The following is an 18,482-nucleotide window of genomic DNA, read 5'->3' as shown; positions in this document are numbered from 1 at the left end:
GGTCGGGCCGGTCGGGAGGACCCGGCGGAGGGGTCGGGGTCACGGACCCCACGATGGTGGTCGGGTGGCGGGGTCGGCAACCGCCTGGCGCGGCCGTCCGACCGCCGCGACCGCGCTCCGGCGACGAGCGGTGCGTCCGATCGGGCCGGCCGACACCCGGACGCGACAGAGCCCCCGGCGGAACCGGGGGCTCTGTCGAAACACCTGGTCAGGGACCAGATCGGCTACTCGATGCGCATGCCGGAGATGGCCCGGCTGATCACGAGCTGCTGGATCTGCTCGGTGCCCTCGAAGATGTCCATGATCTTGGCGTCGCGGTGCCAGCGCTCCACGGGGTACTCACGGGTGTAGCCGTAGCCCCCGAGGATCTGGATGGCCCGCTCGGTGACCCACACCGCGGTGCGGCCGGCCTTGAGCTTCGACTGGCTGCCCTCGGCGTTGACGTAGGTGCCGTTGCGCGAGAGCCAGGCGGCCCGGTGGACCAGCAGCCGGGAGGCGTCGATCTCGGTGATCATGTCGGCGAGCATGAAGGCGATCGCCTGGTTCTGGATGATCGGCTTGCCGAAGGCCTTGCGCTCCTTGGCGTACTCCAGCGAGTACTCGTAGGCGGCGCGGGCGATGCCGATGGCCTGGGCGCCGACGGCCGGGCGGGTGGCCTCGAAGGTGGCCATGGCCGGCTGCTTGCCCGAGGACTCGGTCTTGGGCTTGCCCAGCGCCTCGCGGGCCTTGGCCAGCTTGGCGTCGAGCTTCTCCTTGCCGCCGAGCAGGCACGAGCCGGGGATCACCACGTCGTCGAGGACGACCTCGGAGGTGTGCGAGGCCCGGATGCCGTGCTTCTTGTACTTCTGGCCCATCGAGAGGCCCTCGGTGTTGGGCGGGATGATGAAGCTGGCCTGGCCCCGGCCCTTGAGCTCGGGGTCGACGGCGGCCACGACGACGTGGATGTCGGCGATGCCGCCGTTGGTGATCCACGCCTTGGTGCCGTTGAGGGTCCACTCGTCCTTGGCCTCGTCGTAGACGGCCCGGGTGCGGAGCGAGCTGACGTCGGAGCCGGCGTCGGGCTCGGACACGCAGAAGGCGCCCAGCTGGACCTTCTCGGGGGTGCCGTAGCACTGCGGGACCCACTCCATGACCTGCTCGGGCGTGCCGTTGCCGGCGATGCCGGCGGCGGCCAGGCCCGAGCCGAAGATCGACAGGCCGATGCCGGCGTCGCCCCAGAAGAGCTCCTCGATGGCGACCGGCATGGTGAGGCCGGTGGGGTCGCCGAGCATGGCCTGGGCCATGAAGTCGAAGCCGTAGAGGCCGATCTTGGCCGCCTCCTCGACGATGGGCCACGGGAACTCCTCCCGCTCGTCCCACTCCTCGGCCGCGGGGCGCACGACCGACTCGGCGAAGTCGTGGACCCACTTCTGGATCTGGAGCTGGTCCTCGTTGAGGGCGAGGCTGAATTCGGACATGGGGCCCTCCGGGGGGTCCAGGCGTCTCGGGCATGGCACCGGCAGCGAAGTTACCGAGCAGTAACCAGAGTAGGCCCACCCCGGGACCGGTGCCAGCCCAGGCGACGGCAGGACACGCGCCACGGAGCGTCGAACCTCACCGGTGACGCCGGGCACCACGCACCGGTCGCACCACGACACGGGGGCCGGGCGCCCTCGACGGAGGTTCCCACCATGTCCGACCGGGAGGCACACCGGTTCGACCACCTGTCCGACGGACACCTGGCCGACAAGGCCGCGTACGGCGACAGCGCCGCCTTCGTGGCCCTCGCCGACCGGTTCCACGACGAGGTCTGGACCGTCGCCGCCCTCGCCGCCGCCGACGCCGGCACGGCGACGCGGGCCACCGCCCGGGCCTTCACCCGCACCCTCGCCGGGGTGGCCGCCGGGATCAGCGAGCCCGACGCCTGCATCGAGCGGGCCCTGGTGGCCGCCGCCTTCGAGCTGGCCGCCACCGCCAAGGTCGACGACGCCGAGCTGCCGGACGGCCTCCCCGACGACGTCCTCGCCCTCGACCCCGCCACCCGGGTGGCGCTGTGGCTCGAGGAGCACCGCGGCTGGAGCACCCGCGACGCAGCCGCCGCCGTCGAGCACGGCGCCGACGGCCCCGCCCCCGACACCGCCGGTGCCCCCACCGGCGCCCGGGCCGCCATCGGCGACGTCGGGCTCCGCGCCCCGGCCGAGCTGGCCGCCGCCACCGCCACCGCCTGGCACGAGTGGCAGGGCATCGGGCTCACGATCCCCGACCAGCACCCCCTCACCTCCGTCCTCTCCCGCCTCGACGCCCCGCTGGGACGCATCGGCGACGCCCTGGGCCGGGCCGGCTCGAAGGCGTCGTCCCGGCGCCGCGCACGCCCCCGCCGCACCGAGCGGGCCGCGCCGGCGGCGGCCACCCCTCCCCCGCCCGTCCTGCTGCCCATCGGCGCCGAGGCCGACGAGGCCGAGCCGGCGCCGGCCGGCGCCGGCGCCGCGACCGCCACGGACCGGGGACCGTCCGACGACGTGGACCTCGAGGTCGTCCCCGTGGCCGCCCCCACGCCGGAGTCGGCGACCACCACCCCGGCCCGGGCCGAGGAGCTCGCCGACGCGTCCGACACCTTCCTCGGCGGCCCCCGCTCGGGCTCCGACGGGTTCGCCGCCCTCGACCGCCGGCGGCCTCGGCCCAGCCCCCGTCACCTGGTCGCCGCCGGCGCCACCCCCACCCGGGCCCGCGTCCTCGCCGCCCTGGCCGCTGGCATCCTGACCGCCTCGGCCATGGGCAGCCTGCTGACCACCACACCGACGTCGTCGCCGACGACCCGGGACGACCAGGTCGCCGCCGGTGCCCCGAGCGACGCCGGCGGGGCCGGCGACCTCCTCGACGACGGGGACACCATCCCCGCCGCCAACGTCTCCAGCGACGGCGGCCCGGCGGCCGACGCCCCGGACGGCACCCCGTCCGCCGGAGCCTCGACGGGCGGCTCGCCCTCGGGGGCGCCGTCGGCCCGCACCGGTGGCGGGTCCCCCTCCAGCGCCGGCACCGGTGCCGGCGGCGGCAGCGGGTCATCGGGCGGTGGCGCATCGGCCGGTGGGTCGGGCGTCCCGACGGCCTCGAGCGGGTCGGGCGGTGGGGGTGGCGGGACCGCGACCCCGGCCCCGGTCCCGTCACCCGCGCCGGCGCCCGCCCCGGCCCCGGCCCCTGCTCCGGCCCCGGCGCCCGCCCCCACCCCGACGAACCCGCCGGCCACGACCTCCCCGCCTCCGCCCACGACGGCGCCGGCTCCCCCGCCCCCCACGACGGCGCCCGCCGGACCGGTCTGCACGCTGCTGCCGATCCTCTGCCCCGGCGGCGGTCTCCTCCCCTAGACCTCGGATCCCCCACCGAGCACGAGCGCCTGGCCCCCGGGTCAGGCGCTCGTCGCGTCCGGGGACGCCACGCCGGGTCAGCGGCGGCGCCAGGTCGCCCCGGTGGGCGTGTCGACGACCTCGATGCCCTCGGCGGCCAGCTCGTCGCGGATGCGGTCGGAGGTGGCGAAGTCCTTGGCCGCCCGGGCCGCAGCCCGCTCGGCGACCAAGGCGTCGATGCGCGCGTCGCTGCCGGTCTGGTCGGCGTCGGGGGCCGCACCGAGGTCGACGGCGAGGACGGTGTCGGCCTCCTCCAGCAGGGCCCACAGGTCGGCGGGGGTCAGATCCGGGTCGCGGGTCGCCTCCCAGAGGGCGGCGACGGCGGCGGGGGCGTTGAGGTCGTCGGCCAGGGCCGACCAGAAGGCCCGGCGCGCGCCCTCCCACCGATCCGGGTCCGCGGCGCCGCCCGCCGCCCGGGCCTGGTGGGCGATCAGCCGGAGCCGGCGCAGCGCCGTGCCCGCGGCGCGCACCGCGTCGATCGAGAAGGCCTGGTTCTGGCGGTAGTGGCCCTGGAGCGAGAAGTACCGGAACGCCAGGGGGTCGATGCCCTCGTCGACGAGCGTGTCGACGGTGAGCACGTGGCCCTTCGACTTGGAGATCTTCTCGCCGCCCAGGTCGAGGAACTCGGTGTGGACCCAGTGCCCGACCCACGGGTGGACGTCGAGGGCGCACTCGCTCTGGGCCACCTCGTTGGTGTGGTGGACCCGCACGTGGTCGATGCCGCCGGTGTGGATGTCGAACCGCTCGCCCAGGTACTTCGTGGCCATGGCCGAGCACTCGATGTGCCAGCCCGGGAAGCCCCGGCCCCACGGCGAGTCCCACTCCTGCTGGCGCTTCACGCCCGGCGGGGTCAGCTTCCAGAGGGCGAAGTCGGCGGGGTGGCGCTTGGCCTCGATGCTGTCGACCCGGCCGGTGGCCTCCAGGTCGTCGAGGCGCAGCCCGGCGAAGTCGGCGTAGGCCGGGAACGACGCCGTGTCGAAGTAGACGCCGTCGTCGATCACGTAGGTGTGGCCCTTGGCCTCGAGCGTCTCGACCATGGCGATCTGCTCGGCGATGTGGTCGGCCGCCTTGGGTCGGATGTCGGGCTCGAGGCAGCCGAGCCGGCGCCGGTCGTCGGCCCACTGCTCGGTGTAGCGGGCGGCGATGTCGGCCGCGCTCTCGCCGGTGGCGGCGGCGGCCTTCTCCATCTTGTCGTCGCCGTCGTCGGAGTCGTCGACGAGGTGGCCGACGTCGGTGATGTTGGTGACGAAGGTGACGTCGTACCCGGCGGCGATCAGCACCCGGCGCAGCAGGTCGGGCACCAGCTGGCTGCGCATGTTGCCGAGGGTCTGGGGGGCGTAGACGGTGGGCCCGCAGGTGTAGATGCCGACCTTCCCCGGCTCGAGCGGCTCCAGCGGCCGGACCGAGCGGGTGCGCGTGTCGTAGAGGCGGATCTCCTCCAACCCCAGTGGCACGTCCCGATCAGGCATCCCCCGATCATGGCCGATGCTCCCCGAGACGAGACATACCCTTCAGGCGTGGACGCCTTGGCCGGTGGGGCCATCGTCCGCCGCTCTGCTCACGCCAGGCGACATCGGTGTCCGGCAGCGTTGTCAGAACGGTGCCGGCGGCCACGTGTGGGGGTGGCGATCGGATCGGAACTCGGTCGTGATCGACCTGGACCGCAAGCGGCGCCCTGTTCACACCTGAACCGACCGGCCGCGCCGTCACCGCTCGCGGGCGACGCAACGGCGACGATGAACACCGCGAACGCGCCAGTGTCACGCCCTTCCGGATGCTGCGGGCCGCCATCGGGGGGTGTCCCGGGTGCGGTGTCGGATCACGCCGAACCCTTGTGGGGCAAGGGTTTGCGGCCGCTTGACTGTCACACCCCCGGCGTAGGGTTCGGGGTATGGAGATGGTGTGCGATCCGACGACGGCCGAGGGGCTCGATGCCCTCGACGCGGCCGTCGACCGGTTGCAGGCCGCCGGGGTCACCCCCGTCGATGATGCCGATGCCCGGGCTCTGACCATCCGGTTGGAGAACGTGGCCCGCCGGGTCCAGTCGCTCCAGATCGACCTGGTGTCCGAGATCGACCGCACCGGGGTCCACGCCGCCGACGGCCATGCCTCGGCCAAGGTCATGGTCCGCCACCACGCCAACCTCTCGACCCGGGAGGCAGCCCGGCGGGCCGCCTGTGCCAAGGCCCTCCGGTCCCTGCCCACCGTCGGGGCCGCGTTCGCGGAGGGGGCCATCGGTCGCTGCCAGGTCGAGCGGATCGCCCGCGCCCATGCCAACCCGCGGGTCCGGGATGCGGTGGAGGCCAACGAGGCCTCCTTCGCCGCCGAAGCCGCCACCGACACCTACCGGGTCTTCGATCAGAAGGTCCGCGAGTGGGTGAGCCTCCTCGACGAGGACGGCACCCGCGACCGCGACCAGGCCGCCCACGACAAGCGCGACGCCCGGCTGCACCAGAACTTCGACGGCGGCTGGGAGATCACCGGGCGGTGTGGGTCGTTGGTCGGGGCCGAGCTGTGGTCGATCTTCCAGGCCCAGCTCAAGGCCGAGACCCTCGCTGATTGGGACAAGGCCCGCGCCGAGCACGGCGACGCCGCCACCACCACCGACCTGCCCCGCACCGACGCCCAGCGCCGCTTCGACGCCCTCGAGGAGATCTTCCGCTCCGCCGCCGCCCACCACGCCACCAGCACCGGCGGGTCCCAGGTGGTGACCAACGTGGTCATCGACCAACCCACCTTCGAACACATCGCCGCCCGCCTCGCCGACATCGACCCCACCCCCGTCGACGACGCCCGGGCCACCTTCCCCGCTGCGGGACGGCGGTGCTCCACCCTCGACGGCCACCCCGTCGAGCCCACCGCCGCCGTCGCCCAGGCCCTCATCGGCCACGTGCGGCGGGTGGTCGTCGGCTCCGACTCCGTCGTCATCGACCTCGGCCGCAAGAGCCGCCTCTTCACCGGCCCCGCCGCCCTCGCCGTCAAGCTCTCATCGACCACCTGCTACTGGCCCGGATGCCACGTCCCGGTCACCGACTGCCAAAGCGACCACCTCACCCCCTGGAGCACCGGCCGCACCGGCGAAGGCGGAGGAAGTACCAACCCCCACAACGGGGGACCCGCCTGCGGGAGGCACAACCGACTCCGCACCCACGGCTACACCACCTGGCGCGACCCCACCGGCACCTGGCACATCACCAGACCCGACGGCACCGAGATCACCTGAACCGAACCGGCCGCGCCGTCACCTCCCGCCGCCGTCGGCCCCGCCCTCGCCCTCCGGCACCGGGCACTCGTGGCCCCCGGCGGACAACGAGAGGTCCTTGATCCAGGTGGCGAAGCCGAGCTCGGCGGCGCGGGCGCAGACGACATCGGGATCGCCCTCGTACTCGATCGACCAGACCGGCTTGCCGGCGTCAACGAACACGTCGAGGGCGTCGCACTCGTCGAGGGCGATGCACTCCTCGTCGACCTGGAACTCGACCTCGTCGACCAGCTCGGCGGCCAGGGTGCGCCCGTTCTTCAGGCCGACGGCCATGCCGTGGTCGTGGACCTCGGCGAAGAGCCAGCGGTCGAACTCCAGCTGGTCGGCGGCGGTGAGAGGGAAGCCGGTGTCGTTCTCGAAGCCCTCGACGTTGTCGGGGTCGACGGCGTCGCAGCCCTTGTCGGCGGCGGCCTCGATGCGGGCCGTCAGCAGGGGCCGCAGGGCGCGGGACCGGATGTCGAGCCACCGCTCGTCCTCGAAGCCCTCGTAGGCCTCGCCCAGGAGCGCGTCGGGGAACTCGGCGGCGTCGGACCGGTACGGCTCCCACGACCCGGCCGAGAGGTAGCAGACGACCCGGATGCCATCGTCGTGGAGCCCGTCGATCACCGACGCCGGCGTCTCCTCCATGTCGAGGTCCACCACGTCGATCCCGTCGGGCACGTCGAGCTCGCCCGTGTACTGGACGTGCCAGCGATCGTCGGGCGACGGCTGCCACACGCCGTCGTCGTCGGACCCGCACGCGGCCAGCAGCAGCAGGGATCCGGTGAGGCAACCGGTTCGGAGCACCCACCGGGCCGCCGGTACTCTCCGACGATGAGCTGGACGGTCCCCGACAAGCCTGCCCTGGAGGGCATCGAGGCCCGCTGGATCGAGCGCTGGGAGGCCGACGGGACCTACCGGTTCGCCGGCGACCGGCCTCGTGCCGAGGTGTTCTCCATCGACACGCCACCGCCGACGGCGTCGGGGTCGCTGCACGTCGGGCACATCTTCAGCTACACCCACACCGACACGATCGCGCGCTACCAGCGCATGCAGGGCAAGGACGTCTTCTACCCGATGGGGTGGGACGACAACGGCCTCCCCACCGAGCGGCGGGTCGAGAACTACTACGGCGTCACCTGCGACCCGTCGGTCCCCTACGACCCCGACTTCCGGCCCCCGGCCCAGGCGGCCAAGAAGCGGCAGGACTTCCTGGCCATCAGCCGGCGCAACTTCATCGCCCTGTGCGAGGAGCTCACCGTCGAGGATGAGAAGGTCTTCGAGCAGCTCTTCCGCCTGGTCGGGCTGTCGGTCGACTGGACCCACCAGTACACGACCGTCGGCCCCCGGATGCAGCGGGTCAGCCAGCGGGCGTTCCTCCGCAACGTCGCCCGGGGCGAGGCCTACTCCCAGGAGGCGCCCAGCCTCTGGGACACCACGTTCCAGACCGCGGTCGCCCAGGCCGAGCTCGAGGACCGCGAGCGCCCCGCCGCCTACCACGACATCGCCTTCCCCCGCGCCGACGGCGACGGCGCCATCGTCATCTCCACCACCCGCCCGGAGCTGCTGGTCAGCTGCGTCGCCCTCGTCGCCCACCCCGACGACGAGCGCTACCAGCCCCTGTTCGACACCACCGTCCGCACGCCGATCTTCGACGTCGAGGTCCCCGTCCGGGCCCACCCCCTGGCCGACCCCGAGAAGGGCACGGGCGTCGCCATGATCTGCACCTTCGGCGACACCACCGACGTCACGTGGTGGCGCGAGCTCGACCTGCCGACGCGGGCCGTCATCGGCAAGGACGGGCGCTTCGCCTTCGAGCCCCCCGCCTGGCTCACCACCGACGCCGGGCGGGAGGCCTACGCCCGCTTCGCCGGCAAGGGCAGCGGTGGCGCCCAGCAGGTCATGGTCGAGCTCCTGCGCGACGCCGGCTCCCTGCAGGGCGAGCCCGAGAAGATCACCCACCCGGTCAAGTTCTACGAGAAGGGCGAGAAGCCGCTCGAGATCGTCACCACCCGGCAGTGGTACATCCGCAACGGCGGCCGCTCGGCCGAGCTGCGCGACGCCCTCGTCGCCCGGGCCCACGAGCTGGACTGGCACCCCGAGTACATGCGCCACCGCTACGAGAACTGGGTCGAGGGCCTCAACGGCGACTGGCTCATCTCCCGGCAGCGCTTCTTCGGCGTCCCCGTCCCCCTCTGGTACCGCCTCGACGACGACGGCGTCCCCCAGTACGACGAGCCCCTCGTCCCCGACGACGACGCCCTGCCCATCGACCCGCAGTCGCACGTCCCGCCCGGCTACACCGACGACCAGCGCGACCAGCCCGGCGGCTTCACCGGTGACCCGGACATCTTCGACACGTGGGCCACCTCGTCGCTCACCCCCCTCCTCGCCACCGGCTGGGAGGACGACCCCGACCTGTTCGCCCGCACCTACCCGATGGACCTGCGGCCCCAGGGCCACGACATCATCCGGACCTGGCTGTTCTCCACCGTCGTCCGGGCCCACTTCGAGACCGACAGCCCGCCGTGGCGCAACGCCGCCCTGTCGGGGTGGATCCTCGACCCCGACCGCAAGAAGATGTCGAAGTCGAAGGGCAACGTCGTCGTCCCCATCGACCTGCTCCAGCAGCACGGCTCCGATGCGGTCCGCTACTGGGCCGCCAACGGCCGCCCCGGCACCGACACCGCCTTCGACACCGGGCAGATGAAGGTCGGTCGCCGGCTGGCGATCAAGATCCTCAACGCCAGCCGGTTCGCCCTCAACCTGGGACCGGCGCCCGACGGGGCCGGGCCCACCGAGGCCCTCGACCGCTCGGTCCTGGTCACCCTGGCCGACCTGGTCGACGAGGCGACCCGCGCCTTCGACGACTACGACTACGCACGCGCCCTCCAGCGCACCGAGGCGTTCTTCTGGTCGTTCTGCGACGACTACCTCGAGCTGGTCAAGACCCGGGCCTACGGCGAGGACCCCGACGACGGTGCCGCCGCCTCGGCCCGGGCGACCCTCGGCATCGCCCTCTCGACGCTGCTCCGGCTCTTCGCCCCGATCCTCCCCTACGCGACCGAGGAGGTCTGGTCCTGGTGGCAGGAGGGCTCGGTCCACCGGGCGCCGTGGCCCTCGGGCGACGAGCTCCGCGCCGAGGACGGGGACCCGGCCGTCCTCGCCGCCACCGCCGCCGTCCTCGGCGAGGTCCGCAAGGCCAAGTCCGACGCCAAGGTCTCCATGCGGGCCGACGTCGACACCGTCGTCGTCACCGGCGCCCCGCCGTTCCTGGCCGCCGTCCGGGCCGCCGGCCAGGACCTGCAGGACGCCGGCCGCATCCGCCACCTCGAGCTGGTGGAGGGCGACCAGCAGGGCACCGACGTCCGCCTGGCCGAGCCCGCCGCCACTAGCTGATCCGCAGGCCCAGGGGGGTCATCGAGACGGTGCCGAGGTGGAGGCGCCGGGGGTTGGGGATGCCGACCTCGCCGGTGTCCCACGCTGCGTAGGCCACCTTGAGCTGGCCGTCGGTGGTGCGGAAGAGCTCGGCCCCGCCGGGTCCCTCCCGGTCCCCGTCGGAGCGCAGGACGACGTTGTCGGCCGGCTTGGTGCACGGGCCGGTGGGCCCGGCGCAGGTGGCGTACCCGGTGGCGTAGGCGCCCGAGTCCCAGCGGTTGCCGGAGTAGAGGAGGATCCAGCCGGCCGCCGTGCGGGCCATCGACGGGCCCTCGATCGTCCGCCCCTCCCACGCCTTGTCGACCGTCAGCAGCGGGGTGGGGAACCAGGCCAGGGCCCCGCCGTCGGGCGTCAGCGGGGCGCTCCAGATCTGGGCGCCGCCGCCGACCACCTCGCCCTCGCTCTTCCACGTCAGGTGGAGCGTGCCGTCCTGGGCCACGAAGGGGCTCGGGTCGATCGACCCACCCATGTCCACCTGGCACACGAGCGGGCCCGTCGACCGGTCCACGTACGGACCACCCGGGGCGGCAGCCGTGGCCCGGCTGATGCACTGCCGGCCCGACGCCTTGTCCCGCACCGTGTAGAAGAGCGAGAAGCCCGACCAGGTGCGGATGGCGGCCGGGGCCCAGGTGAACCCCTCGTGGGCCCACGCCGGCACCGCGTCGAGGGCCGACCCCTGGACGTCCCAGTCGGTGAGGTCGGTCGACGACACCACCTGGACGACACCCGCCGGCCCGTTGGTGCCGAAGGCGAAGTACATGTCGCCCTCGCGCAGGATCTGGGGGTCGGGGAAGTCGAAGGGGTGGACGGCCGCCACCCCCTCGGTGATCGCCTCGGCCTCGAGGCACACGTCCTCCCCCGCGGCGTGGGCGGCGATGGCCCCGGCCCGGTCGCCGGCGACGTAGCGGGCCCGGGCCAGCTCGAGGTGGTGGACGCAGGCCTTGAGCACGTCGAGCCGGGCGACCTGCTCGGCGCTCACCTCGCGGGCCCGGTCGAGCTCGAGCTGGGCCAGCTCGATCCGGTCCTGCAGGGTCTCCCGCTCGTCGAGGGCGGTGATGATCGCCACGGTGGCCAGGTCGTCCCGGCGCTGGGCCGCCTGCGACGCGTCGACGTCGTCCTCGAGGCCCTCGATCCGTTCCCGCCCCTCGCGGGCCGCGACCAGGTCGGCGACGGCGTCGTGGGTCAGGGCGTGGGCGTCGGCCCGCACCTCGTCGCGGTCCTGCACGGCGACCCCCGCGACCACCAGCCCGCCCACCACGACGAGGGCCAGGACGGCCCGGCCCAGGACCCGGGCGACGAGCGTGCGGCCGGTCATCCGGCGAGGATCGCCCGGCACACCTCGGCGGGGCCGGGGACCACCAGGTTCGGGTCGAAGATCGTGTTGAAGGCCCGGTTGATCGCCTGCCGGGCGGTGACGAGGCAGTCCTCCATGGTGGGGATCTCGCCGGCCTGGCGATCGACGTCGGCCGTGACCCGGTCCCGCTCCTGCTCGACCGCCTCGGTGTCGGCGAGGATCATGGCCAGGAAGGCGTCGATCGTCGCCTCGTTGAGCCCGAGGGCGGCCAGGCGGTGGCGCTGCTCGTTGCGGGCGTCGAGGGCGGCGGCGGCGCGCGCCGCGGCGCGCTCGGCGCGCCCGGCCGAGACCGACTCGGCGGAGGCCACCTCGTCCGCGAACCCGGCCGCGCCGGCCCGCTCGGCGCCCATCGCCGCCGACGCGGCCCGGGCGTCGGACAGGCCGCTGCGGGCGACGAGCGGCGCCGCCACCGCGAGGGCCAGGAGGCCGACCCCGACCAGGAGGCGGCCCCGACGGGCCGGGGTGCCGACGACGCCCCGCCGCCCCGACCGCGGCCTCCGGCGTCGGCGCGGCGGTGCCACCACCGGTCGCTCGGACGGCTCGTCGGCGGACGGGGTCGGCGGCGATGCCGCGTCGGGTGCGGCGTCGCGCGTCGCCGTCATGCCCGACCCTCCACCCCACCATCTTCGTCGGTCGGGTGGCCCCGTGGGGGCGCGGGCGCAGCGACTGCCGCCGACGGCGCCCGGAGGACGGGTGGCGGGCGACCCCGCCCCTGGTCAGAGGGTGTGGAAGGGGGTGGCGCCGGCGCTGAGCCCGAGGACGATGATCAGCACCACGCCGATGAGGAGACCGACGACGACGGGCGCCAGCACCCACGTCGGGCTCTCGACGGGGTGGTCGCCGTGGTCGTCGTGACCGTGGTCGTCGTGCCCGTGGACGTCATGCCCGGCGTGGCCATGGCCGTGGGCGTCGGGCTCGTGGCCCGGCTCGGGGACCGACGGCGAGACGTGGGCCGGGCCGTGGCGGGCCTCGTCGAGGTCGACGTTGCTGGCCCCGACGTCGTCGGCCGGCTCCTCCGCCTGGTCCGGGCGGGGGTGGACCTTCTCGAGGTCGGGGCGGGTGTCGTCGGCCATCGCCCGGGCACGGTAGTGGCGACCCGCCTCGCCCCGCACACCGACGGGCGGCCGGCGGAGCCGGGACGGGTGGGCGGTGCCGGGCCGGGCGTGGCCCCTACGCCGGCGGGGCGGGCGGGGGGATGACGCCGACGGGGGCCGACATCCGGATCCCGGCCTCGGCCAGGGCGTGGCCGATGTCGTGGCGCAGGGCCCGCATCACCTTCCACTGCGAGCCGGGGCGGGTCTTGATGACGAGCCGCAGGGTCACGCCCATCTGGGTCAGGGCCTCGACGCCCCAGACCTCGGCCTCCTCGAGGACGTCGGCGGCCATCTCCGGCCGCCCGGCCACGTCGTCGGCGGCCTCCTTGAGGATCTTCAGGGCGGCGTCGACGTCGGTGCCGTGGGCGACGACGATGTCCAGCACGGCCCGGGCCCACTGCTGGGACTGGTTGCCGACGCGGAGGATCTCGCCGTTGGGGACGTGCCAGACGGTCCCGTTCACGTCGCGGAGGCGGGTGGTGCGGAGGTTGAGGGCCTCGACCGTCCCGATGGCCTCACCCAGGTCGACCACGTCGCCCACGCCGTACTGGTCCTCCAGCAGGATGAAGGTCCCGGCGAGGAAGTCCCGCACCATGCTCTGGGCCCCGAAGCCGAGGGCCACACCGACGACGCCGGCGCCGGCGATCAGCGGCCCGAGGTTCAGGCCCAGCACCTCCAGCGTGTACACGAAGGCGAAGACGTAGATCACGCCCGACGAGACGCTCTTCAGGACCCCGCTGATCGTCTCGGCCCGGGCCGCCGAGCGCACGCTGGGGATCTGGGCGCTGACCAGGATGCTCGGCGCCCGGTCCCGGGCCCGCTTCAGCCGACCCGACCCGACCGAGCCGACGAGCTTGTCGGAGAACCGCCGGATCAGGCGGCGGACCACCCGCGACAGCAGCCAGGCGACGACCCAGATGATGGCGATGCGCAGGGGCTTGTCGACCATCCAGCTGGCCACCTCGGCCCACCCCTCGCTGTCGGTCCGCTCCAGGACCCACCGGTAGGCGGCGCCGTCCTCCTGGTCGTCGCCGCCGCTGGTGGCGGCGCGGAGCAGGTCGGGCGGGGCGGCGGTCGTCCACATGACGTCGATCGACCCTAGGACCCGGCGGCCGGTCGACCAACGGCAGGGTCGGCGTCAGGGGTCACGTACCGCGGGACCGCATGGTCTGGCGGTCGATGGCGCGGATCAGCGCCTCGATGGCCCGGACCGCCGGGTGGTACCGGACGATCACCTCGACCGCCCGGGCCAACGGGTCGGGCGGACGGGGTCGGAGGAGCACGGCGCGGGCCTCGGTCGCCCGCCGGAACGCCACCGCGTCGCCGCCCACGTCGGGGTGGCGGGAGCGGGCGGCCCGGCGGAACGCCTTCTCGACGAGGGCCGGCGCCGCCCCGCTGGGCACCCCCAGCTCCCGCGCCGCCTCGGTCCGATCCACGGGGTGGACGGTAGTTCCAGTCGTCCCTGGTGGGGGGTCTCGGGAGGTCCTCCGATCCCCTGACCGGGCGGTCAATCCAGGGTGGGGCGCGGTCTACCCTGTCGCCATGGCTGCGACTCAGATGGGGCTCCGTGCCCGGAAGAAGCAAGCGACGTCGATCGCGCTCCAGCGATCGGCGATCGACCTGTTCCTGGAGCAGGGGTACGACGAGACGACGGTGCAGGACATCACCGACGCCGCCGGCGTGTCCCAGCGGACGTTCTTCCGGTACTTCCCCACCAAGGACGCCGTCTTGCTGACCGAGCACGCCCGTCGCGAGCGGGAGGTCTCCGAGCTCCTGGCCGCCCGGGCCCACGAGCCCCTCGCGGAGACGGCCGCCGCCGTGCTCGACCTGCTGGCCCGCGACGTGGCCGAGCGCGCCGAGCTGGTTCGGGTCCAGACCCGCGTCTCCTACACCGTGCCGTCCCTGGCCGACCGCTTCGCCGGCCACCACGACCGCCTGGCGGTCCTCATCGCCGAGCACGCAGCCAAGGTCCTCGGCGTGACCGACGACAGCGACGCCCGGCCCCGTCTGCTCGGCCAGCAGGTCGTCCGGGTGTGGACGACGGCCACCGTGCTGTGGCTCACCCAGGGGGCCGAGGGCGAGCTGCCCGCCCTGGCGGCGGAGACGTTCCGCCTGGCCCGCACCGACCCCACCCTGGTCGGCTCCTAGGGGAGCCGGCGGGGCGGGCGGGGGACGGGGGACGGGGGACGGGGGACGGGGCGCCGAGGCCGGGCCCCGGCGCCCGCTCAGCCCTCGGCCGCGGTGGTCGTCGTCTCGCCCTCGGCGGCCGCAGTCGTGGTGGTCTCGCCCTCGGCGGCGGTGGTCGTCGTGGCGTCGGGGTCGGCGGGCGCCTCGCCCTCGGGCACGGTGGTCTCGCTCTCCGGCGGCGGGTCGGAGACCTCGAGCAGCTCGACCACGAACACCAGCGCCTCGTCGGGGGCGATGTCGGGGCCGGAGCCGGTGGCGCCGTAGCCGAGCTCGGCCGGGATGACCAGACGCCGGGTCCCGCCGACCTTCATGCCCACCAGGCCCTGGTCCCAGCCGGGGATGACCTCGCCGGCGCCGAGGGTCAGCTCGATCGGCTCGCCGCCCTCCTTCCACGACGTGTCGAACTCCTCGCCGGTGGAGCAGGCGACGCCCACGTAGTTGAGGCGGAGCAGCTTGCCCTCGACGGCCTCGGCCCCGTCGCCCGGGGTGATGTCGGTGGTCTCGAGCTCGGTGGGCACCTCGCCGACGGGCATCTCGACCTCGGGCTTGCCCTCGAACTCGGTGGGCTCGACGGGCTCGACGCACTCCTTGCCGGCCGCGCTCTCGGGGGCGGCGGGCTGGGTGGGGAGCGAGTCGTCCTCGAAGACGTCGGCCACGACGTTGCCCTCCTCCTCGCTGGAGCACGCTCCGGCGACGAGGACCAGGGTCAGGGCGAGGGCGCCGGCGGCCGCGAGGCGGCGGGGGGCGCGAGGGCTTCGGTGGGGAGACATCGGGCGGCACGATAGGCCGTCGGCTCGTGCGGTCGGTAGGCGGCGGCCGCCTCGAGCGGGCGGCGGGGGGCGGGTCTCAGCGCCGGGCGGCCAGGCCGGCGGCGGCCTTCCACCCCAGGGCGGAGGCGGGGATCGCCAGCGCGAGCGTGGCCCATCGGCTGAAGCCGTCGAGGTCGCGCCCGTACACGACGGCGGTGACGGCGTCGGCCGAGTCGGCCAGGGCCCCGGCCTGCACCCACCGCACGGCGGCCTCCTCGTCGGGGTCGGCGAGGGCCGCCAGGGTGCCGGCGCCGAGCACCGCGTCGCGGATGCCGAACGCCCGCAGCCACCACACGTACGGGGCCGGCGGATCGGTGCGGCCCCCGACCCGCCGGGTCAGCAGCCGGGGAGCGAGCAGCACCAGCAGCCCGAAGCCCAGCCGCCCCGCCGCCACCCCCCGAGCGATCGTCCGGTCGTCCATGAGCGGATCCTCCCACGCGCCCGCTCGGAGGGAGTGAGCGCCGGCGACGAGCGACCGAGTCCTAGCTGAACCTGATGTCGAGGGTGCGGAGGTGGGTGTGGAGCCCGGCGTCCTGGACGGGGAGGAGGTGCGCCTCGGCGCCGGACTCGTTGTGGTGGGCGTGCCACCACCCCGGCGGGGTGACGAAGGCGCCGCCCGGCTCCCAGGCGACCCGCCGGGCGTCGACGATGGTGCCGTCGTCGGCCAGGCGGGGGCCGACGAGCGTGTAGCACCCGGGCTCGCAGTCGAGGATCAGGTCCAGGGCGACCGACTGGTGGCGGTGGGGCTTCTGCACGGCGTCGACCGGGAGCAGCCCGACCATGGCCCACAGCACGTGGGTGGCGGTGAGGGTCTGGGGCTGGTCGGCGTTGGCCAGCAGGATGCTCACTCGGTTGCGACGCTCGGCGGCGGGGTCAGCGGCCACCTTGGCCAGCTCCTCGGCGTTGCGGGCGGCGGGCCAGCGCGTCGGGCGCAGGCGCCGCTCGGTGGGGGCCACGCCGAGGTACCGCAGGAGGGGCTCGTCGGTGACCCAGTAGAAGGTCGTGTCGGCCGTCGCCCGGTGGGTGGAGCGGCACCCGCCGGGGAGGACGAAGACGTCGCCCTCGGCCCAGGCGACGCCGGTCTCGCCGTCGAGGTCGGTGGTGCCAGCGCCCCGCATGACGACGTAGAGCTCGCTGGTGGCGGTCGGCTCGGTCACCAGCTCCTCGCCCGCCCGCACGGTGGCGAACGAGGCGAGCAGCGCGGGGCTGGTGGCCGGCCCTCCCTCGATGCCGAGCGGACCGGAGAGGTCGAGCGGCACCACGCCGGTGGCGGCGCCCCGGTGGAGGGCCGCCGGGAACGTCTCGACCGGCACCAGCGGGGTCGTGCGCCCGACGGGGTTGGCGGCCCGGGTGTACTCGTGGAACCGGGCGTCGCCGGTCCAGTCCTCGAGGGCCAGCCCGACGGGCAGCCCGACCGGCGTGGGCTCGGTGACGGTCATGCCTCCAGTCTGCCGCCACGCATGGTGCCTGGCACCTTGTGTCCTCCACGGAAGGTGCCTGGCACCTTCCGTGTCTCGACCCGCCGTGGGGCGCGGTGGTGAGCCCGCTGGGGGGCGGGCTCACCTGGTGGTGTCGTGTGTCAGGCGGCGAGGGCCCGTCGGTCGACGGGCTGGGATCGTCGCTTCCGTCCGTCGGGGGTGGTGATGATGACGGTGGCGTCGGGTTGGAGCTCGATGGTCCAGCCGGGGCGGTGGACGACGCCGTGGTGGTACCGGCACAGCAGCACCAGGTTCCGCAGGTTGGTGGGTCCTCGGTGGGCGATCCACTCGGCGACGTGGTGGCCGTCGGTGCGGTGGGCGGGGCGGTCGCAGCCGGGGAACCGGCACCCCTTGTCGCGGATGCACAGCGCCTGGAACAGCGGCGCCGGGATCGTCCGCGTGGAGCGTCCGTAGTCGAGGACGGTGCCGTTAGCCCGGGTGATGACCCGGTGGACGTTGGCGTCGCAGGCGAGCCGTCGGGCGGCCTGGGCGGTGATGGGGGTGCCGTCGTCGAAGCACCCCTGCCCCTTGCCCTCGATCAACGACTCCAGCGGGATCGTGATGTTGACGTGGGGCCGGTGCCGTCCGCCCTTGTGGTCGGACTGGTGGTCGAGGAAGTGGTTGAAGATCTCGGCGAGGCCGTCGTGGCGGCGTTGGGCGGGTGTCCGCTCGTCGTCCTCGCCCTTCTTGCCCATGACGAGGCGGAGCGCGGCCTGGGCGGCGTGGAAGGCCTCGGGTTCGAGGTTCGCGTCCAACCGCCCACCGTTGAGCGTCGGCGACAGGTGCGCGGACCGGTCCGGGTCCGGTTCGCCTTCGTGGCCGTCGTCGACGATCTCCTTGGCATGGGCGGCCCAGGACTTCATCGCCACCACCGCCCCGGCCACGTCGAGCTCACCCAACACCCGGACGAGGTGGTCCTCATCCGATTGGAACAACGGGGCGGTGCGGTCGTTGAGGTTCGCCACCACCGCGGCGACATGCCCCCCGGACACTGATCCGTCGAGCCACGCCGTCTGCAGGATCGGGAGGTGGCCGAGGCGTCGGGCGGTCTTGGCCATCCGTTGGGCGTCGTGGGCGGTCATCCGCCCCTTGACCCGCAGCCAGGTGGCCATGGTGGGACAGCCATCGGCGGTGTCGTGCTCGTTGGTGGCCTCGAACCGGCCGACCGTCTGGGAGATCTTGGCGTCGAGGCGGTCACGCAGGTGCAGGGCTTCTTCGAGGGCGTCGCCGTCGACCGGGATGTCCAGGTCATCGATGGTGGTGGCGAGCGCCTCGAACATGACACCCATGATACCCGACAGACGGGACTCGAACCCTGGAAACCCAAGAAATTGCTAGGTTTCCCGGCTCCTGTATGGCCCTGTGGGGCCCGCAGGTCGGTTGTGGGCGGTTGGACCGCAGGCGCCGTCGAGGCGCTCAGGAAGCCGCACAGCGCCGAGCCGACTGCCACGCCGGCCGCTGCTCCACGCCGTACGAGCCATCGGTACGACCGACCCGTCGC

The 18,482-nt window shown here is 74.1% G+C and carries 15 protein-coding genes and 1 pseudogene; 4 read left to right on the top strand and 12 right to left on the bottom strand.

The features are described 5' to 3' along the window. Positions 1–224 precede the first annotated feature (224 nt). Positions 225–1,457, bottom strand: a complete 1,233-nt coding sequence (locus HC251_RS02725; protein WP_219943791.1) for an acyl-CoA dehydrogenase family protein — start codon at positions 1,455–1,457, stop codon at positions 225–227. Positions 1,458–1,670: 213 nt separating this feature from the next. On the opposite strand from HC251_RS02725, the gene HC251_RS02720 reads away from it, so the two are divergent. Further along, entirely contained in the window at positions 1,671–3,341 is a 1,671-nt protein-coding gene (locus HC251_RS02720; protein ID WP_219943790.1) for a hypothetical protein, read from the top strand. 77 nt (positions 3,342–3,418) lie between these two features. Here HC251_RS02720 and cysS read toward each other — a convergent pair whose 3' ends face one another. Continuing rightward, the gene (gene cysS, locus HC251_RS02715) at positions 3,419–4,849 is read right to left on the bottom strand and encodes a cysteine--tRNA ligase (protein WP_219943789.1); all 1,431 of its coding nucleotides are present in this window, start codon (positions 4,847–4,849) and stop codon (positions 3,419–3,421) included. Positions 4,850–5,271: 422 nt separating this feature from the next. Here cysS and HC251_RS02710 point away from each other — a divergent pair, with 422 nt between their 5' ends. Continuing rightward, positions 5,272–6,603: an HNH endonuclease signature motif containing protein gene (locus tag HC251_RS02710; RefSeq protein ID WP_219943788.1), complete on the top strand. Its 1,332-nt coding sequence runs from the start codon at positions 5,272–5,274 to the stop codon at positions 6,601–6,603. 18 nt (positions 6,604–6,621) lie between these two features. Here HC251_RS02710 and HC251_RS02705 read toward each other — a convergent pair whose 3' ends face one another. Then, the gene (locus HC251_RS02705; RefSeq protein ID WP_219943787.1) at positions 6,622–7,428 is read right to left on the bottom strand and encodes an endo alpha-1,4 polygalactosaminidase; all 807 of its coding nucleotides are present in this window, start codon (positions 7,426–7,428) and stop codon (positions 6,622–6,624) included. Between the two features lie 27 nt (positions 7,429–7,455). On the opposite strand from HC251_RS02705, the gene valS reads away from it, so the two are divergent. Continuing rightward, a complete protein-coding gene (gene valS, locus HC251_RS02700) occupies positions 7,456–10,020 on the top strand; it encodes a valine--tRNA ligase (protein WP_219943786.1) in 2,565 nt (854 codons plus the stop codon). On the opposite strand, the gene HC251_RS02695 is transcribed toward valS, so the two are convergent. The 5 genes from HC251_RS02695 to HC251_RS02675 all read right to left on the bottom strand — a co-directional run bounded on the left by HC251_RS02695 (position 10,013) and on the right by HC251_RS02675 (position 13,943). Further along, positions 10,013–11,374, bottom strand: coding sequence for a family 43 glycosylhydrolase (locus HC251_RS02695; RefSeq protein ID WP_219943785.1), 1,362 nt, complete (start codon positions 11,372–11,374; stop codon positions 10,013–10,015). The two genes, valS and HC251_RS02695, sit on opposite strands and share 8 nt — an antisense overlap. Next, a complete protein-coding gene (locus HC251_RS02690; protein ID WP_219943784.1) occupies positions 11,371–12,015 on the bottom strand; it encodes a hypothetical protein in 645 nt (214 codons plus the stop codon). The genes HC251_RS02695 and HC251_RS02690 overlap by 4 nt, the downstream gene beginning before the upstream one ends. A 114-nt stretch (positions 12,016–12,129) precedes the next feature. Then, a complete protein-coding gene (locus HC251_RS02685) occupies positions 12,130–12,486 on the bottom strand; it encodes a hypothetical protein (RefSeq protein ID WP_219943783.1) in 357 nt (118 codons plus the stop codon). Between the two features lie 97 nt (positions 12,487–12,583). Continuing rightward, the gene (locus HC251_RS02680) at positions 12,584–13,591 is read right to left on the bottom strand and encodes a mechanosensitive ion channel family protein (protein WP_219943782.1); all 1,008 of its coding nucleotides are present in this window, start codon (positions 13,589–13,591) and stop codon (positions 12,584–12,586) included. Positions 13,592–13,652: 61 nt separating this feature from the next. Continuing rightward, complete coding sequence (locus tag HC251_RS02675) at positions 13,653–13,943, bottom strand: hypothetical protein (RefSeq protein ID WP_219943781.1); 291 nt, start codon at positions 13,941–13,943, stop codon at positions 13,653–13,655. 106 nt (positions 13,944–14,049) lie between these two features. Here HC251_RS02675 and HC251_RS02670 point away from each other — a divergent pair, with 106 nt between their 5' ends. After that, on the top strand, positions 14,050–14,655 hold the full coding sequence (locus HC251_RS02670) for a TetR family transcriptional regulator (RefSeq protein WP_219943780.1): 606 nt from the start codon (positions 14,050–14,052) through the stop codon (positions 14,653–14,655). 227 nt (positions 14,656–14,882) lie between these two features. On the opposite strand, the pseudogene HC251_RS26155 reads toward HC251_RS02670, so the two are convergent. The 4 genes and pseudogenes from HC251_RS26155 to HC251_RS02650 form a co-directional block, all read right to left on the bottom strand. Continuing rightward, positions 14,883–15,227, bottom strand: a pseudogene (locus tag HC251_RS26155) (FKBP-type peptidyl-prolyl cis-trans isomerase); the annotation flags it as partial. Positions 15,228–15,540: 313 nt separating this feature from the next. Further along, positions 15,541–15,924, bottom strand: coding sequence for a hypothetical protein (locus HC251_RS02660; protein ID WP_219943779.1), 384 nt, complete (start codon positions 15,922–15,924; stop codon positions 15,541–15,543). A 61-nt stretch (positions 15,925–15,985) separates the two neighbouring features. Then, on the bottom strand, positions 15,986–16,942 hold the full coding sequence (locus HC251_RS02655; protein ID WP_219943778.1) for a hypothetical protein: 957 nt from the start codon (positions 16,940–16,942) through the stop codon (positions 15,986–15,988). A gap of 140 nt (positions 16,943–17,082) precedes the next feature. After that, positions 17,083–18,261, bottom strand: a complete 1,179-nt coding sequence (locus HC251_RS02650) for an HNH endonuclease signature motif containing protein (RefSeq protein ID WP_219943777.1) — start codon at positions 18,259–18,261, stop codon at positions 17,083–17,085. Positions 18,262–18,482 lie beyond the last annotated feature (221 nt).

This window comes from Iamia sp. SCSIO 61187 (genome assembly GCF_019443745.1).
Taxonomy (GTDB): Bacteria; Actinomycetota; Acidimicrobiia; order Acidimicrobiales; family Iamiaceae; genus Iamia.
Note: the sequence above shows the minus strand (reverse complement) of the source record. Positions and strands in the feature narration are given on the sequence as shown.

Coding starts and splice junctions, on each gene's coding strand:
- HC251_RS02725 (WP_219943791.1), bottom strand. CDS start 1,457: ATGTCCGAATTCAGCCTCGCCCTCAACGAGGACCAGCTCCAGATCCAG.
- HC251_RS02720 (WP_219943790.1), top strand. CDS start 1,671: ATGTCCGACCGGGAGGCACACCGGTTCGACCACCTGTCCGACGGACAC.
- cysS (WP_219943789.1), bottom strand. CDS start 4,849: ATGCCTGATCGGGACGTGCCACTGGGGTTGGAGGAGATCCGCCTCTAC.
- HC251_RS02710 (WP_219943788.1), top strand. CDS start 5,272: ATGGAGATGGTGTGCGATCCGACGACGGCCGAGGGGCTCGATGCCCTC.
- valS (WP_219943786.1), top strand. CDS start 7,456: ATGAGCTGGACGGTCCCCGACAAGCCTGCCCTGGAGGGCATCGAGGCC.
- HC251_RS02695 (WP_219943785.1), bottom strand. CDS start 11,374: ATGACCGGCCGCACGCTCGTCGCCCGGGTCCTGGGCCGGGCCGTCCTG.
- HC251_RS02690 (WP_219943784.1), bottom strand. CDS start 12,015: ATGACGGCGACGCGCGACGCCGCACCCGACGCGGCATCGCCGCCGACC.
- HC251_RS02685 (WP_219943783.1), bottom strand. CDS start 12,486: ATGGCCGACGACACCCGCCCCGACCTCGAGAAGGTCCACCCCCGCCCG.
- HC251_RS02680 (WP_219943782.1), bottom strand. CDS start 13,591: ATGTGGACGACCGCCGCCCCGCCCGACCTGCTCCGCGCCGCCACCAGC.
- HC251_RS02670 (WP_219943780.1), top strand. CDS start 14,050: ATGGCTGCGACTCAGATGGGGCTCCGTGCCCGGAAGAAGCAAGCGACG.
- HC251_RS02660 (WP_219943779.1), bottom strand. CDS start 15,924: ATGGACGACCGGACGATCGCTCGGGGGGTGGCGGCGGGGCGGCTGGGC.
- HC251_RS02655 (WP_219943778.1), bottom strand. CDS start 16,942: ATGACCGTCACCGAGCCCACGCCGGTCGGGCTGCCCGTCGGGCTGGCC.
- HC251_RS02650 (WP_219943777.1), bottom strand. CDS start 18,261: ATGTTCGAGGCGCTCGCCACCACCATCGATGACCTGGACATCCCGGTC.